Consider the following 14,658-nt stretch of genomic DNA (forward strand, 5'->3'; position numbering starts at 1 on the left):
CTGCTCAGCAGGACTTCACCCTCGGGAAGGACCACAGGCTCCGTTCCGAAGTTGGTGACGCAGTGCCACTCGCCGGGGCGCCGGAAGTGGAGGACCCCGGCAGCGGTGGCTGCCGGGCGGACCCGGCGCCGCCTGGGGCTGCTGCTGGCGGCCGCCGCGATCGCCGGAACCGACCTGGGCCTGAAGGCGTGGGCCACCACCGCCCTCGACGGCCGGCCGATCGAGGGCGGGCCGGTGGACCTGCAACTCGCCTTCAACCCCGGCGTCGCCTTCTCCCTGGGAGCGAATGCGCCCGGCTGGATCGTGCTCGCCGTCACCGGACTGATCACCGCGGGCGTGGCCGTCGCTCTGTGGCGCACCGCGCCCGCCGGGCGGCTGCTGTGGGGGGTCGCGCTCGCCGCCATCCTCGGCGGCGCCGCAGCCAACCTCCTCGACCGGGGCGCCGACGGCGTCGTCACCGACTACCTGCACACCGGCTGGTGGCCCACCTTCAACCTCGCGGACGTCTTTATCGTCTGCGGCGGTCTGCTCCTCGTCGCCCTGTCCTGGCGCGCCGACCACCCCGGGCCCGCCAACGAGACACATGATCGGTAAGCGTGACCGGCAACCGGTTGCTCTGGCATCCAGACCCTGGCCGGGAAACCCGTGACCGCAAAGCGCCTCACTTGCCCCGGCGAAAGGCGAAATACCCCATGACATCCATCCACGGCGCGCCGCCGACCGGCTGTCCGGGGAGCCCGGGATGAACGGGCTGACTACCGTGCTGCTGCTGGCCCTGATTCCCGCCGTGGCCAACTTCCTTGGAGGGCTGCTGTCGGAGGTCGTGCCGTCGTCCGGGCGGATCCTCAGCGCCGCGCTGCACCTGGCCACCGGCATCGTCATTGCCGTGGTCGGCCTGGAGCTGATGCCCCGGGCACTGGAGGCCGATCCCGCCTGGGTGCCCATGCTCGCGTTCATCGCCGGTGCCGGGCTCTTCCTCGGCGTCGATTACTTCGCGGGCTATCTGCAGGCCCGCAGCTCTGACGGGGGCAGTGCCGCCCCGTACGCCATCTACGGCGGCACTGCCCTGGACCTGTTCAGCGACGGCGTCCTGATCGGCACCGGCAGCACCATCAACCCCACCCTCGGTCTGCTGCTGGCTCTCGGTCAGGCCCCCGCCGATGTGCCCGAGGGCTTCGCCACCACCGCCGCCCTGCGCCGCGCCCGCGTCTCCCGCCGGGGACGGCTGCTCTCCGCGGCCGGCTTCGCCCTGCCCATCCTTTTCGGCGCCACCTTGGGCTACCTCGCCCTGCGCAACGCCCCTGACCTGCTCACCCTCTCCGTCCTGGCCTTCACCGGCGGCGCCCTGCTCAGCGTCGTCATCGAGGAGATGATCCCCGAGGCCCACGAAGCCGCCGAAACCCGCTGGGACAGCTTCTACCTCGTCACAGGCTTCACCGTCTTCGCGGCTGTCACCACCTACCTCGGCTGACTCCCGGTACGCGAGTCCGCCACCGGCCTTGGTGCATGCGGCAGACAGCCCGGATGCCGCACGCGCCGCTCCACTCGCACGCCAAGGACTGGATGGCCCTTCCCGGAACCTTGAAAGGAGGAAGGGCCGCATCCTGACCAGCGGCGAGCCTGTGGGACCTTCCCGCCTTGATTGGAGGGAAGGTCCCATGAGTTGCGGCAGGATTACCTTGGCGCGGCCCCGCGCTCCTTCAGCAAGGCGGTCATCAACTCCACCTCCGACTGCTGGCCCTCGACCATGCTCTGCGCCAGCTTCCGCTCGGTGCCCACCTCGCACTGCGAGACACAGGCACGGGCCATGTCGACGCCGCTGATGTGGTGGTCGATCATGAGCTGGAGGTAGAGAATCTCCGCCTGAGCGTCTTCGAGCTCGCCGAGCCGGCCGAGTTCCGCGGGCGTGGCCATGCCCGGCATCAGGGCCCCGCCCTTCGGCTCGTGGCCCTCGTGGCCACCGGGCATCCACGTCATGTACCCGTCGGGCGAGATTTTCGGCAGCTCCCACAGATCGAGCCAGCCGAGCAGCATGCCGCGCTGGTTGGCCTGAGTCTGTGCGATGTCGTACGCGAGACGCCGGATGTCCTCGTCGGCCGTGCGGTCGCGGACGATGTAGGACATCTCCACCGCCTGCTGGTGGTGGACGGCCATGTCGCGAGCGAACCCCGCGTCGGCGGAGTCCGCAGCCGGAACGCCGGCCGTCCGCTCGTCCTCCTCGCTCACCACGACCAGGACCGACAGGGCCACGACCACGGCGACGAGGGCCGCCGCGCCGACGGCCAGCCAGCGGGTGAGGCCGGGCCGTGGGCCGGGTGCCCCTTCCGGCGCCGTGGCTCGTTCCGTCATGAGCGTGCCGGTCATGACGCCATCAGGCCGCCCGAGCAGGCGGCACCCGGCTCGGGGGTCTGGGGCCCTTGGACGTACTTGGTGAAGAACCGGTCGATCCGCGGATCCGATGCCTCGTCCACGGTGAGCTGGCGCCCCCAGGCCGACAGCATGATCGCCCCGGACTGGCCCTGGACCGGGCTCATCAGGCTGTACGGGGTCTTGGCGACCTTGTCCCCGAGAGTCTTGACGTCGGCGTCGGCGGCCTTGTCGTTGTAGGTGACCCAGACCGCGCCGTGCTCGAGCGAGTGGACGGCGTTCTCGTTCGCTATCGCCTCGGTGTAGACGGTGCCCTCGCAGGTCATCCATGCCTGGCTGTGGTCGCCGCCGACCGGCGGGCTCATCGCGTACTTCACGGTGCCGGGGACGTGGTTGCGGGTGAGCTTCTTCGCCTCCCAGGTCTTCTCACCCTGGACGGGCTTCTTCGCCTCGGCCGCCTGCTGCTCGCTCTTCTCGTTGGCGCTGTTGAGGGCGTACCCGCCCCAGCCGACCAGCCCGGCGACGATGACCGTGCTGAGCGTGATGGTGAGGATGCGGTTGCGGCGCTCCCGGGCTCGCTCGGCGCGACGCATCGCCTCGATGCGCTCCTTCCGGCTGGCGGCGGCGGCCTTCTTGCTGGTCTTGCTCATGAGTGAGTGTCCTCTTCTCCGCCTTGGTGTGGTCGTGCGGCGGCGGTGGGTGCGACGGGAGAGCGGATGGTGCTCGGTGCCCAGGTACGCGCGAGCGTGCGGGGCCCAGGCATCCGATCAGGTCCGCTGCACCTGCAGGACGTGGAGATCAGGAGCCTCGTCGGGCGGGGGGCGCGCGGCGAGGAGTGTGGGGCTGTCCGGTGGTTTGGGAAGACCCGGCGTGCGGGGCAGGATTGCCGGCACGGACTGGACGGGGGTGGCGAACACTGCGCCGCCGATGTGGACGGCCGGAGCACAGCACACGTCACCGGCAGGACAGTCGTACTGCTGCACGGACGACAGGGCGTGGTGCCCGGTCGAGCCGCCTGTCGGCGCCTGCCCGGACGAAACGCTGGTCATGGCCGTCATGGGGCTTGCGTGGCCGCCGACCCCGCCGTGCGCCCCGTACCCCAGGCACATGACCAGCGCGGCGAGCAGCAAAGCCAGGGCAGGGCCGAGCGCCGCGGGAGGAGTGGTCCACCACGCTCCGCGGTTGTTGCGCTGCGCCAGCGGCGCCCGGCTCTTCATCAGGGGAGATGCTAAGCGGTTCCTGGGGGTGATGGGGCAGCCCGGGCCAGAACATCGTTGAGCTTGACCGTGTACACGGTCTCCGGCCAGACGGCGCCGCGACCAGCCGCAGGTCAGGCGGGCGCGAGTTGCGGTTCCTGGCGTACGGCCAGGCGCCCGCTGCGGGCGAGCGCTGCGACGGATGACGCGCACGCCAGCCCGGTGGCGGTCAGGGCGCACCAGGTCAGCCAGAGGGCGTCGTGGCTTGCGGCGAAGTCCCAGAGAGCGCCGGTGGCGAGGTTGCCCAGGGTGATACCCACACCGGAGACGGTGTTGTACAGGCCGTAGTGCGTGGCGACGAGACGGTTGCCGGCGAGCGTGACGACGGTGTCCATCTCGAACGGGTAGACCACCGAGCTGCCGGCCGCGAGCAGTGCCACCGCCATCACAAGGGCGGCCAGGACGGCGGCTGTGGCGCCTGACGGAGTGAGAGCCAGGGGCAGGAAGGCCAGGCCCATCGCGGCCAGTCCGCGTACCAATGCCTGGGCGGGACTCCAGCGCTTCTTCGCCCAACCGGTCAGCCGTAGCTGGCCGCCGACCGCGACGGCCGCGGAGACCACGAACAGTCCGCTGGTCACCCACGTGCCCCTTGAGCCGAGCGCACCCTGCGCGGCCAGGGGCAGGGCGAGGTAGACCTGGAAGGTCAGCACGTACGAGCCGATCATCGCCGTGGAGAAGAGCAGGAAGGGCCGGTTGGCCACGATGGTGCGCCACTGTGCGAGCACCCCTCCCGGCGCGGCCGTGGCATCGGCGGTGTCGCCGCGGCGTACGGGCAGTGCCCGCCACTGCAGCACGGTCAGTACGGCGAAGACGGCAGCGGCCACCGTGCACACGAGGCGGAAGTCGGCAGCCAGGAGGGCGATTCCGACCAGCGGGCCGAGCAGCATGCCGGCCTGGTAGTAGACGTTGAAGGTGGCGAAGGCGTCCACGCGCCGGTCCCCGGCCTCGGCGGCGAGATAGGCACGGACGGCCGGATTGAACAGCGCGCCGGCGAAGCCGGTGGCCGCCGAGGCGGCGATCAGGGCGGGCAGGTTGTCGACCCAGCCGAGCAGGCCGAAGCCGACGGTGCGCAGCAGGCAGCCCGCCATGATCGGAGCCTTGTAGCCGAAGCGGTCGGCGATGGTGCCGCCGATCAGGAACATGCCCTGCTGGGAGAAGTTGCGCACGCCCAGGACGAGGCCAACTGCCCAGGCCGCCAGTCCGAGCCCGCCGGACAGGTGGGCGGCGAGGTAGGGCATGAGCATGTAGAAGGCGAGGTTGATGGCGAACTGGTTGGCCATCAGCAGTCGGGCCGCGGGCGAGAAGGAGCGGGTCTGCCGCAACAGGGTCATCATCGGGCAGCCCCCGCGAGGGCCTGCTCGATCGGCTGCTTCTGACCGGTCGCGGTGAGAGGGTTCGTGACGTGGGTGCAGCGGGTCCAGCGGGTGACGATTCGGTCGCCGGGGTGGGCGATCTCGTCCGGCTCGTCGGCGGGCAGGTGGCCGAGGATGCGCTGCTCGTGGCAGTAGGAGTCGTTGAAGACGGTGCCGACGTAGCGTTGCGGGCCGTCGGGGAAGACGGCGACGATCCGGTCCTCGGCGGGCAGTGTGCGGGACAGCCAGCGAGCCACGAGCGCCACCGCCCCGACACTCCAGCCACCGGTGGCGTAGTGGTCACGGGCCAGGCGCCGCGCCGCCCACACGGCCTCGGGGGCGGCGACCCAATGCACCTCGTCGAACAGGTCGTAGGCGACGTTGCCGGGGTGGATGCTGCTGCCCAGACCGCGCATCAGGCGTGGGGAGGCGGGCTGGCCGAAGATGGTCGATCCGGTGGTGTCGACGCCCACCACTCGCAGGCGAGGGAAGAAACCGCGGAGCACGGAGGCGATGCCGGCGGAGTGGCCGCCAGTGCCCACGGAGACGACGAGCGTGTCGATCCGGCCGAGTTGGGCGACGAGTTCGTGGGCCAGTGGGGCGTAGGCGGCCACGTTGTCGGGGTTGTTGTATTGGTCGGGGCACCAGGCGTCCGGGTGTTGCGTGAGGATCTCCTCGACGCGGCGGCGGCGTGCCTGCTGCCAGCCGCCGGTGGGGTGCGGGGTGTCGACGATTTCGATCTCGGCGCCGTATGCGGTGAGGAGCCCGGTCATGAGGGGTTCCATGCCGGGGTCGGTGACGACGGTGACCGGGTGGCCGTAGGTGGCACCGGCGAGCGCCAGGCCGAGGCCCAGGGTGCCGGAGGTGGACTCGACGATCCGTGCGCCGGGCAGCAGTTGTCCGCGCCCCAGGGCGGCGCGGACCATGTGCAGGGCGGTGCGGTCCTTGATGCCGCCGGGGTTGTGTCCTTCGAGCTTGGCCCAGAAGCCGCGTCCGGCGGCGGTGAAGGGTTCACCGATCCACAGCACCGGGGTGTCGCCGACCAGTCCGGCGGGCGTGTGCATCGGGCGCTTGGCGTCGGCCAGCAGCTGGGCGGGTGAGGCGGGGACAGCAGTGCGAGTGACGTCGTTCATGGCGTGCGTCTCCTGCGACCGCAGCCGCAGGGCGGCAGCCGGCCGTACGTGGGGGAAAGACGGACCTGATCGGGTGTCGCGCCGGAGCCATGGGGGAGGGCTCGGCAACAGGTCCGATCAGGTCCGCCACACGCCGAAGCAGGCCCGCGTCTGCCCGGCGGATGGCAGGCCGGGCATGAGGGACAAGGACTGCAGGGCTGGAGCAGCGGGTGGTAGCTGAACGCCGAGGTGCTCGGCGGCCGGGTCGTCGTGGACCGCGGGCCCGGCAACGGCGATATCTCGTGGGGGCTGGACCGTCGGCTCGTCCATCCCCCAGCAGTGCACACCGCTGTTGTGCGCTGGAGCCGTCTGCTGGGCCGTCGTCTGCTCCGGCCGCTCATGTGCCTGCCCGCAGGCGGCGGAGGAGACCAGCAGCAGGGAATCGGCGCGTCCCGCCGCACCGGCTGTCGGGCCGTGTGCGCACGCCAGCACATGCACGAGCGCGGCCAGAATCACCAGAAGTGCCGCTCCGGCCCGTGCCGTGGAGCGGCTGCTTCGAGAAATCGAGCCAGCCCGCATGAGCGCAAAGAGTAATCAAGCATGCGCATAAAGTTCCTGTCAGGGAGGCGGGTGGCCAGGCGGCCACGCACCGGCCCAAGCCTTGAGAATCCCCGCGTCGCCTGGATCCGTGCGCATCTTGGGTGCACGGCCGTACGGGCATCTCCCGTTGCCGAGGATCACCGCATCGGGTGAATCCGGGTTCCGGTCAGCGGTGTAACGACGCAGCACAGTTGGCAGATCAGCACGCTTGTTGGCACAGCGCTGCCAATCTTCTGTGGTTACTCAGCGGAGTGATCAGTTGTGGTCAACGACTGCGGGGCCGTCGTCCGGATCGGCGGCGTACGGCGCCGGTGGCTGTCCACGGTGCGATGAGCGCGGCGGCCACGGAGACGGTGGCCAGGAGGAAAGAAGAGTGGTCCGTAGCCGCCGAGGGACACGGCCAGGGCGGCGCCGGCGAACGGCGCGAGTGCTGCTGTGTGGGCGGGTGCGGCAAGGAGTCCGGAGAGGCGCCCGTAGTGGGCGGTGCCCCAGCGGTCGGTGACGGCGGTGGCCTGGAGCAGGGTGAGGTTGCCGCGGACCATGCCGGCCACGACCGACACGGCGATGAGCAGGGCGTACGGGCCGGGGGCGGCGGTGGTCAGTCCGCCGAGCGTGATCAGGATCGTGGTGCGGGCCGTGGCGGTGCGGCGGGCGAGGGCGGCGTACAGGGTGCGGCCGAGGGTCTGTCCCGCGCCGCCGATACCGAGGGCCCAGGCGGCCTGGCTGGTGGTACCCGCGTTCCAGGAGGACGGTTCGATAGACGTTGGTCAGGAGAAGCCTCCACTTTTAGAGGCCTCCGCTCTCGGCTCCGACGGCCTCCTAATGCCGGACGCCGTGCTGCACCTGCGCTACCCGAACCTGCCGCAAGTGTTACCGACGCCGTCCGGGCTACTGCGGCGAATCTCCGCGCCGGAAGGCGCGGAGATTCGCCATGTATGACCGACCGTCAGTCGTGGTCGCGGCCGTTGTCGTAGTGGTCGCGGCCGTTGTCGTGATCGCGGTCCTTATGGTCGCGGTCCCTGTCGTAGTTGGAGTAGGACCCGCGGTCGTGGCCGTTGTCGTGATCGCGGTCCTTATGGTCGCGGTCCCTGTCGTAGTTGGAGTAGGACCCGCGGTCGTGGCCGTTGTCCCCATCGCCAGCACTGGCCACGGTGGCCCCTGTGAAGGCCAGGACGCCCGAGGTGAACAGTACGGCGGCCAGACGTCCGATCCTGGACGCAGTTGCGCTCATGGTGCTCCCCCTTCTGGGGATCGTGAATGGGATTGTGCGGTCCGGTAGCTCCGGCCCCGCATGCATCGGACCTAGCGCAGAAGCCTGACGCAGGGATGCATTCGCGGGCCCTGCCCACGATCCGCCACTCACGCGGCGACGTGGTGAACGCGACACCCCCGCTGGCGTTGCCGCCCGAAACGGGCACAAGTCGGCGACTACAACCCGCCATCGCCCCGCGACATCCACACGGCTCCCGATGGTGATCCAGACGCTTGCACCGAAACAAGTCGTCTCGTTTACGCCACGCAAGACGCGGTGTGGCGCATAAGTCAATAATCATTCTAAAGCCTCTTAAAAAGGACAACGGATGATCAGTTCGTGGCCACGAGGGGAAAACGAAGTTCGGGCCTGCCCGCGCGGCGGCAGGCCACGCAGCGTGGAGTCCCACAACGCCATCATCGAGGCGACCCTGACCCTCGTCGGCGAGGTGGGCTACCAGCGGCTCACTCTGGACGCCGTGGCCCGTCGCGCGGGTGTGGGGAAGGCCACCATCTACCGATGGTGGCCAAACAAGTGCGCTCTGGTGGCCGAATCCCTGAAGAGCGGTATCCCTCAGCGTGAGATCATGGAGACGGGCGATCTGGCCACCGACCTGCGTACCGAGGGCCGGCTGGCGCTAGCGATGGCGTGGGCCCCGCACCTGCAGGCGATCACCCCCGCGCTTATCGCCGACATGCTGGAGGACCCGGCCGAGGCCGGGCACTGCCTAGAATTCCTTCAGCCGTGCCGCGCCACCCTGCTGCAGCTTATGGAGAACGCGCGAGACAGTGGACGGCTGCCACCCGAGGCAGACACCGCCCTCATGGCGGACATCTACGCGGGCACCGTCGCCTACCGCGCACTGCTCAGGAGGGAACCGCTCACCGAGACCACCATCGACCAGATAGTCGATCTCCTCCTGCACGGCACTGCCCCCACTCACCAAGACGGCGAGACCCGCACCGGCTGGGGGTGAGAACTGCCCGCCGAAGCGGGTAGGCCGTCACTGGAACCGTAGTGGACAATTAGGCTACAATAGTGGTTGTTCGCATGGAGTTGAGGGCCGGAACTATGGAAGTTCCGGCCCTCAAACCCATGCGGCGGGCGTTTCGCATGGCCCATACGCTCGTACCGTCATTACCGCCAGGACGTGCGGTATCGCTGGTCCTCAACGGGGACTTCGACTCCGTGACGCTGAAGAAGATCGAGTGGGGGCGTTGTCACGTTGGTGGGGTGTTGATCGGTTGAGGGCGCGTCAGGGGCGGGCGGGGGCCTGGGTCACGCTGTGGTGGGCGGGGCGATGGCGCCGGTGATCTGGTCCCAAATGGCGAAGCGGGCGCTCATCTCGGTGCGGTAGCGGGCGGCGGTCATCAGGTGGCGGGGCCGGAAGCGGGGTGAGATGCCACTGAACGCGGCCAGGAACCCCTGGGCTCCGCCGACGCTGCGGAAGCCTTTCATGGCGTGTTCGCGCCGGCGGGTGGGCTGGTGGCTGTTCTCGGCCCGATTGTTCAAGCCCTCGTGGGAACGGTGCTCGACCGAGGGCATGACCTCGCGGTGGGCCGAGCCGTAGGAGCGGAGCCTGTCCGTGACGATCACCCGTGGCACCGTGCGGGTCGCCTTCAGCAGGCGGCGGAAGAAGCGCCGGGCTGCGGCTTTGTCCCTTCGGCCCCGGACCAGAATGTCGAGCACGGTGCCGTCGGCGTCGACAGCCCGCCACAGGTACTTCGGCTCTCCGGTGATCTTGATGAAGACCTTGTCCAGGAGCCATTTGTCCCCAGGCCGGGGCCGGCAGCGGCGTAGGCCGTTGGCGTAGGTCTGCCCGAACTTTGCGCACCAGCGGCGGACGGTCTCGTGGGAGACGAGCACGCCGCGCTCGGGCATCAGCTCATCGACCTCCCGGAAGCCGCCGTCGAGGCCATGCAGAAAGTCGGCATCGACATCGCCAAGCCGAAGATCCTCACCACCGAGGTCGTCCAGGCGTCCGACTACGTCATCACCATGGGCTGCGGCGACGCCTGCCCCATCTTCCCCGGCAAGAAGTACCTCGACTGGGCCCTGGAGGACCCCGCCGGCAAGGGCGTCGACTCGGTCCGCCCGATCCGCGACGAGATCAAGACCCGCATCGAAGCGCTCATCGCCGAGATCGACGCCCAGCAGGAGGCAGGAACACCGTGACCCACCAGGACGACGTGCGGGACGTCATCGTCATAGGCTCCGGCCCCGCCGGATACACCGCCGCCCTCTACGCCGCCCGCGCCCAGCTCAAGCCGGTGCTGTTCGGCAGCTCCATCTTCGTCGGCGGCTCGCTCACCACCACGACCGAGGTGGAGAACTTCCCCGGCTTCCCCGACGGCGTCGACGGGCCGGTCCTGATGGAGAACATGCGGGCCCAGGCCGAGAAGTTCGGCGCCGAAATGATCGACGACGACATCGTCGAAGTCGACCTCACCGGTCCCATCAAGCTGCTGACCGACTCCGCGGGCACCGTGCACCGCGCCAAGACGGTGATCGTCGCGACCGGCTCCGGCTACCGCAAGCTCGGCCTGCCCAAGGAGGAGGAGCTGTCCGGCCGCGGGTGTCCTGGTGCGCGACCTGCGACGGGTTCTTCTTCCGTGACCGTGACCGTGACCGCGACATCGTTGTGGTCGGCGGCGGCGACACCGCCATGGAGGAGGCCACCTTCCTGACCCGCTTCGCCCGCTCGGTCACCGTCGTCCACCGCCGCTCCACCCTGCGCGCCTCCAAGGTCATGCAGGACCGGGCCTTCGCCGACGACAAGATCTCCTTCGCCTTCGACAGTGAGATCGCCGAGATCAAGGAGACGAGCGGCATGCTGGGCGGCGTCGTCCTGCGGGACGTCCTGACCGGCGCCACCCGCGATTTGGACGTGACGGGGCTGTTCATCGCGATTGGCCACGACCCGCGCACCGAACTCTTCAAGGACCAGCTCGACCTCGATGCCGAGGGCTACATCAAGGTGGTCTCGCCGTCGACGCGCACGAGCCTGCCCGAAGTGTTCGCCGCCGGCGACGTCGTCGACCACACCTACCGCCATGCCATCACCGCCGCCGGCACCGGTGCAGCCGCCGCGCTCGACGCCGAGCGCTACCTCGCCGCCCGTGGCGCGACAGAGACCGAGCTGGCGACCGCTGCCGTCCCGGCCTGAGCGGCATTCGCAGGCGGGGCCGTCCGGAAACTCCGGGCAGCCCCGCCGCTGTCGTTCTCACACCGGCCGTCACCGGGGAAGCAGGAGGTCTTCTCGGGGTGGGCCGCGCCAGCGGCCTCATTCAAGATCCAGTCCTGTCGCAGGCCATCCAGCGTCAGCGCCTTGGGCAGGTGTCTGTGAAGCACGATCATGCTGCTGGTGCGATGGCCGGTGTAGGACCTTGCGTAAGCCGATCACAGTCGGTGACCACGACTTGCCAACTGCTGACCCTCAAAGCGTGGTGTCGTAGGGGCTGACGCCTCGTGATCCCTGCGGTATGCCGACTGCATGAGGTATGCGCAAGGGGGCGGACTGACCGGTGAACGGCGGGTCTTCCGCGAAAAGTTGAGGATGGAGGCGGCCGAGCGGTTCGCCCAGGGCGATGAGAACTCGGTCATCGCGCACGACCTGCGGGTCAGCGTCCGATCGGTTCAGCGCTGGCGCAGAGCCTGGTCGCAGAACGGGCCCCGGGCTCTGGCCTCCAAGGGTCCGGCGTCACTGCCGCTGCTCAGTGACGAACTGTTCGCCGTGCTCGAGCGGGAACTGGCCAAGGGGCCAGTGGCACACGGCTGGCCGGACCAGACCTGGACCCTGTCGCGGATCAAGACGCTGATCGGGCGCCGCTTCCACAAGAGCTACACCGTGCAAGGAGTGGCCGCCCTGCTCAAGCGGCACGGCTGGAGCTGCCAGGTCCCCGCCCGCCGGGCACTCGAGCGGGACGAGGCGGCGGTGGCCGGCTGGGTGAAGGAGACCTGGCCGAGCGTGGAAGAACCGTGGCGGCGCTCGACGCCTGGCTCGTCTTCGAGGACGAAGCCGGATTCTCGATGACGCCGCCGACCACCCGCACCTGGTCCCGCCGCGGCCACACCCCCGTGATCCGCGTCCGGGGCCGCTCCCGCCGCCGCTTATCGGTGGCCGCCCTGGCCTGCTACAAGTCCGGCGAACCCTCCCGGCTCATCTACCGCCCCTGCCCGGACGCCCGGCCCGACGGGCGCAAGAGCTTCTCCTGGAAGGACTACCGCGACCTGATCCAGACCGCCCACCAGCAGCTCGGCGGCCCGATCGTGCTGGTCTGGGACAACTTGAACACCCATCTGACGGCCGGCATGCGCCGTTACATCGCCGACCGCGACTGGCTCACCGTCTTCCAACTGCCGCCCTACGCACCCGACCTCAACCCGGTCGAGGGCATCTGGTCCGTCCTACGACGCACCACCACGGCCAACCGCGCCTTCGCCGACCCCGACGATCTGATCACCGCCGTCCGGCGCGGCCTACGCCAGCTCCAGTACCGCCCCGGCGTCCTCGACGGCTGCCTCACCGGCACCGGCCTCCGGCGCCAGCCACCATGACGACATCACGCATTCAAGGTCAGTAACCTGCTGCCCCTTTGCCAACTACGCAGCTACACAACCTTCGGGCCAGCAGCAACCTGCGCCGCTATTTGCCCACAAAGCTGCGTTGTCACAAGCGGTATTCGAACTCCCCGTTCGGGATCCGGTGGTCCTCTGTGTGTGAGTACGACGAGAGATCGGGATGCGGCACGCCATCATGGAAGGCGGGCCCGCGGTAGGCCGCGGCCTGGGTGCTGTAATGCTGCTCGCGCTCCTTGCCCTCCTTCATACGACGTTCAGCCCTGGCTCGTTCCATCTGTCCGGGATCCACCCGGACGGTTGTCGGATGCCTGCCACCACCGCGAGCACGTACGACTACGAGACGGTGGCATCCGAGGTCGTCACCGGGGCGGATGCCGAAGGCCGTCAGGGTGGTGATGCGTCCCCGTCCTGCGACGCGTCCGGTTACGGGCCACGCCAACTCAGAAAATTCTCCTACGCCCCGGCCACGTCCGGTGCTGCGTGCGGCGTCTCCACAGTCTTGGCGCCGAGCGTCACGTCGCCCGCCATGGCGGACGCTTCAGCCCCCGGCTCCCCTTCGACGCGGTCGTCCTGCGCTGCTGAGCGGGATCGGCTGCTCGCCCTGCCCTGCGGGCCGACTCTCGCAGTTTCGCTCGGCGGTCGCGCGCGAGCTACAGCGACGGTTCCGCGCGGACTCAACCCCGCTTGCGGACGGCTCCGCATCGGCGCTCAGTCCTCACCGGCTTCCTACATCCGGTAAGCTTCCTCGAACCGGCTGATTGCTCTTGTGACGAGCGTGTCGATGTAGCTCATGCCACCTTTTCCATGCGCGACTTCAGCATGTTCCAGGGGCGCAGAGCGATAGCGTTTCGGCGTCGGCACGAGTGGAAGGCCGGGGACCAGTGGTGATACGTCGCATGGCGGCAGCGGTCGTGCTGCTTGTCGCGGCTGTCTTGCTGCACTTCGGAACGCCCCACCATTCCTCGGTTACTCCCAGCTCGGTGTTCGCCATGGCACCCGCAGTCGACGCGGAGTCCCGGAAGACGCAAGTCTCCGCGTCGGTCGGACCGCACGCCGGCACTGGCTCGTTGCAGCATCAAGACGAGACCGAGGCTCTCCCCTTGCCGCCGCGAACGGGCCATCCCCTCGAAGCGCTGTCGCTCGCCACCGACGCGACCGCGGACGAGGCGTCCGTCTCCCCCGTCGTGGTGTCCGGTCCAGCACATCCCCGCACAGCGAGAGACGCCCGGAACCCAGCCGCCGGACTGACCCCCACCACGAGCACCCTTCAGACCTTCCGCTGCTGATCGGCAGCGTGCTGCCCGCGCTCCTGCCTTCCGTACAGATCATGACAACCGCCGCGGTGTAAGCATCCAAACAAACGCTTGACCCCGGTTCGTTGACGGCTGTCCGGACGCGCGTAGCACGCACTTCTTCGCACCCCTTCGTCCTTCTGCCCCACGAAGAGTTACGAGGCCGAACCCATGCACACTCTCATCGAGCACGCCCGTGCCTTTCCCGCGAAGATCGTTGACCAGCAGGAGCGGTTCGCGCGACTGGCCGACGGCCAGCAGCCCCAGGTCCTATTCATTTCCTGCTCCGACTCCCGCGTCATCCCCTCGATGTTCACCGGCGCCCGCCCCGGTGATCTCTTCGAGCTGCGTACTGAGGGCAACATCGTTCCGCCCTACCGAGCGCAGGCTGTCTGCGGTGTCGCCGGATCCCTCGAATTCGCCGTCCAGTCCCTCCACGTGCCGGACATCGTCGTCTGCGGTCACTCGCACTGCGGTGCCGTCGAGGGCCTGATACGCCCGCAGCACGTCCAGACGATGCCACTCGTACGCCGATGGCTGTCCCGGGCCGGGCGCCGCCCCAAGGCCGGCGAACCGTGGCAGACCCAGGGGCTGGGCCAGGATCCGACCGAGGCGACCCAGCAGCACGTACTCACCCAGCTCGACCACCTCCGCAGCTACCCGTTCATCGCGCGGCGCCTGTCATCGGGGCGGCTGCGGCTGCACGGCTGGTACTACACGGTTGAGACCGGACAAGTCCTCTTCGCGGTGTCCGGTACGCGCGTATTCAAGCCCCTGTGACCCGCTCGGACCACGGTCCCGCACACCCGCCTGTCACGCGAGGTTCCTTCCCTCACAGAAAGAACG

At 69.1% G+C, this 14,658-nt stretch carries 15 protein-coding genes and 2 pseudogenes; 8 read left to right on the forward strand and 9 right to left on the reverse strand.

Annotated features, from left to right (window positions below):
• Nucleotides 1-105: 105 nt before the first annotated feature.
• Together ABZ078_RS22310 and ABZ078_RS22315 are read left to right on the forward strand one after the other, a co-directional pair.
• Nucleotides 106-594 carry a signal peptidase II gene (locus tag ABZ078_RS22310; protein WP_356577690.1) on the forward strand — a complete coding sequence of 163 codons (489 nt, stop codon included), beginning with the start codon at nt 106-108 and terminating at the stop codon, nt 592-594.
• A gap of 148 nt (nt 595-742) precedes the next feature.
• Nucleotides 743-1,471 carry a ZIP family metal transporter gene (locus tag ABZ078_RS22315; protein ID WP_356577692.1) on the forward strand — a complete coding sequence of 243 codons (729 nt, stop codon included), beginning with the start codon at nt 743-745 and terminating at the stop codon, nt 1,469-1,471.
• Nucleotides 1,472-1,674: 203 nt separating this feature from the next.
• Here ABZ078_RS22315 and ABZ078_RS22320 read toward each other — a convergent pair whose 3' ends face one another.
• The 8 genes and pseudogenes from ABZ078_RS22320 to ABZ078_RS22355 all read right to left on the reverse strand — a co-directional run bounded on the left by ABZ078_RS22320 (nt 1,675) and on the right by ABZ078_RS22355 (nt 7,918).
• Entirely contained in the window at nt 1,675-2,364 is a 690-nt protein-coding gene (locus ABZ078_RS22320; protein ID WP_356577694.1) for a DUF305 domain-containing protein, read from the reverse strand.
• Nucleotides 2,361-3,017: a DUF3105 domain-containing protein gene (locus tag ABZ078_RS22325; protein WP_356577696.1), complete on the reverse strand. Its 657-nt coding sequence runs from the start codon at nt 3,015-3,017 to the stop codon at nt 2,361-2,363. Before ABZ078_RS22325 ends, ABZ078_RS22320 begins: the two co-directional genes overlap by 4 nt.
• A 117-nt stretch (nt 3,018-3,134) precedes the next feature.
• Nucleotides 3,135-3,584 (reverse strand): hypothetical protein, encoded by a 450-nt coding sequence (locus ABZ078_RS22330; RefSeq protein WP_356577697.1) that lies wholly within the window; start codon nt 3,582-3,584, stop codon nt 3,135-3,137.
• A gap of 113 nt (nt 3,585-3,697) precedes the next feature.
• Entirely contained in the window at nt 3,698-4,957 is a 1,260-nt protein-coding gene (locus tag ABZ078_RS22335) for an MFS transporter (protein ID WP_356577699.1), read from the reverse strand.
• Nucleotides 4,954-6,108, reverse strand: coding sequence for a PLP-dependent cysteine synthase family protein (locus tag ABZ078_RS22340; RefSeq protein WP_356577701.1), 1,155 nt, complete (start codon nt 6,106-6,108; stop codon nt 4,954-4,956). Before ABZ078_RS22340 ends, ABZ078_RS22335 begins: the two co-directional genes overlap by 4 nt.
• A 117-nt stretch (nt 6,109-6,225) precedes the next feature.
• Nucleotides 6,226-6,666 (reverse strand): hypothetical protein, encoded by a 441-nt coding sequence (locus ABZ078_RS22345; RefSeq protein ID WP_356577703.1) that lies wholly within the window; start codon nt 6,664-6,666, stop codon nt 6,226-6,228.
• 286 nt (nt 6,667-6,952) lie between these two features.
• A pseudogene (locus ABZ078_RS22350) lies at nt 6,953-7,421 on the reverse strand (MFS transporter); the annotation flags it as partial.
• A gap of 212 nt (nt 7,422-7,633) precedes the next feature.
• Nucleotides 7,634-7,918: a hypothetical protein gene (locus ABZ078_RS22355; protein WP_356577704.1), complete on the reverse strand. Its 285-nt coding sequence runs from the start codon at nt 7,916-7,918 to the stop codon at nt 7,634-7,636.
• A 418-nt stretch (nt 7,919-8,336) separates the two neighbouring features.
• Between ABZ078_RS22355 and ABZ078_RS22360 the strand changes: the two genes are divergently transcribed.
• A complete protein-coding gene (locus ABZ078_RS22360; RefSeq protein WP_356577706.1) occupies nt 8,337-8,915 on the forward strand; it encodes a TetR/AcrR family transcriptional regulator in 579 nt (192 codons plus the stop codon).
• Nucleotides 8,916-9,217: 302 nt separating this feature from the next.
• On the opposite strand, the gene ABZ078_RS22365 is transcribed toward ABZ078_RS22360, so the two are convergent.
• Nucleotides 9,218-9,862, reverse strand: a complete 645-nt coding sequence (locus ABZ078_RS22365) for an IS6 family transposase (RefSeq protein WP_356577806.1) — start codon at nt 9,860-9,862, stop codon at nt 9,218-9,220.
• On the opposite strand from ABZ078_RS22365, the gene ABZ078_RS22370 reads away from it, so the two are divergent.
• From ABZ078_RS22370 to ABZ078_RS22390, 5 genes and pseudogenes are all read left to right on the forward strand, one after another.
• On the forward strand, nt 9,791-10,114 hold the full coding sequence (locus ABZ078_RS22370; RefSeq protein ID WP_356577708.1) for a hypothetical protein: 324 nt from the start codon (nt 9,791-9,793) through the stop codon (nt 10,112-10,114). The two genes, ABZ078_RS22365 and ABZ078_RS22370, sit on opposite strands and share 72 nt — an antisense overlap.
• Nucleotides 10,111-11,105, forward strand: a pseudogene (gene trxB, locus ABZ078_RS22375) (thioredoxin-disulfide reductase). Before ABZ078_RS22370 ends, trxB begins: the two are co-directional and overlap by 4 nt.
• A gap of 327 nt (nt 11,106-11,432) precedes the next feature.
• Complete coding sequence (locus ABZ078_RS22380) at nt 11,433-11,972, forward strand: winged helix-turn-helix domain-containing protein (RefSeq protein ID WP_215188986.1); 540 nt, start codon at nt 11,433-11,435, stop codon at nt 11,970-11,972.
• A complete protein-coding gene (locus tag ABZ078_RS22385; protein WP_251100277.1) occupies nt 11,969-12,496 on the forward strand; it encodes a transposase in 528 nt (175 codons plus the stop codon). The genes ABZ078_RS22380 and ABZ078_RS22385 overlap by 4 nt, the downstream gene beginning before the upstream one ends.
• A 1,487-nt stretch (nt 12,497-13,983) precedes the next feature.
• Nucleotides 13,984-14,592: a carbonic anhydrase gene (locus ABZ078_RS22390; RefSeq protein ID WP_356577710.1), complete on the forward strand. Its 609-nt coding sequence runs from the start codon at nt 13,984-13,986 to the stop codon at nt 14,590-14,592.
• Nucleotides 14,593-14,658 lie beyond the last annotated feature (66 nt).

Source organism: Streptomyces sp. NPDC006385 (assembly GCF_040612485.1).
Lineage (GTDB): Bacteria > Actinomycetota > Actinomycetes > Streptomycetales > Streptomycetaceae > Streptomyces.

What these genes read in the sequence shown, in the direction of transcription:
- ABZ078_RS22315 (WP_356577692.1), top strand. Translation starts at nt 743, where the DNA reads ATGAACGGGCTGACTACCGTGCTGCTGCTGGCCCTGATTCCCGCCGTG.
- ABZ078_RS22320 (WP_356577694.1), bottom strand. Translation starts at nt 2,364, where the DNA reads ATGACCGGCACGCTCATGACGGAACGAGCCACGGCGCCGGAAGGGGCA.
- ABZ078_RS22325 (WP_356577696.1), bottom strand. Translation starts at nt 3,017, where the DNA reads ATGAGCAAGACCAGCAAGAAGGCCGCCGCCGCCAGCCGGAAGGAGCGC.
- ABZ078_RS22330 (WP_356577697.1), bottom strand. Translation starts at nt 3,584, where the DNA reads ATGAAGAGCCGGGCGCCGCTGGCGCAGCGCAACAACCGCGGAGCGTGG.
- ABZ078_RS22335 (WP_356577699.1), bottom strand. Translation starts at nt 4,957, where the DNA reads ATGATGACCCTGTTGCGGCAGACCCGCTCCTTCTCGCCCGCGGCCCGA.
- ABZ078_RS22340 (WP_356577701.1), bottom strand. Translation starts at nt 6,108, where the DNA reads ATGAACGACGTCACTCGCACTGCTGTCCCCGCCTCACCCGCCCAGCTG.
- ABZ078_RS22345 (WP_356577703.1), bottom strand. Translation starts at nt 6,666, where the DNA reads ATGCGGGCTGGCTCGATTTCTCGAAGCAGCCGCTCCACGGCACGGGCC.
- ABZ078_RS22355 (WP_356577704.1), bottom strand. Translation starts at nt 7,918, where the DNA reads ATGAGCGCAACTGCGTCCAGGATCGGACGTCTGGCCGCCGTACTGTTC.
- ABZ078_RS22380 (WP_215188986.1), top strand. Translation starts at nt 11,433, where the DNA reads ATGAGGTATGCGCAAGGGGGCGGACTGACCGGTGAACGGCGGGTCTTC.
- ABZ078_RS22385 (WP_251100277.1), top strand. Translation starts at nt 11,969, where the DNA reads ATGACGCCGCCGACCACCCGCACCTGGTCCCGCCGCGGCCACACCCCC.
- ABZ078_RS22390 (WP_356577710.1), top strand. Translation starts at nt 13,984, where the DNA reads ATGCACACTCTCATCGAGCACGCCCGTGCCTTTCCCGCGAAGATCGTT.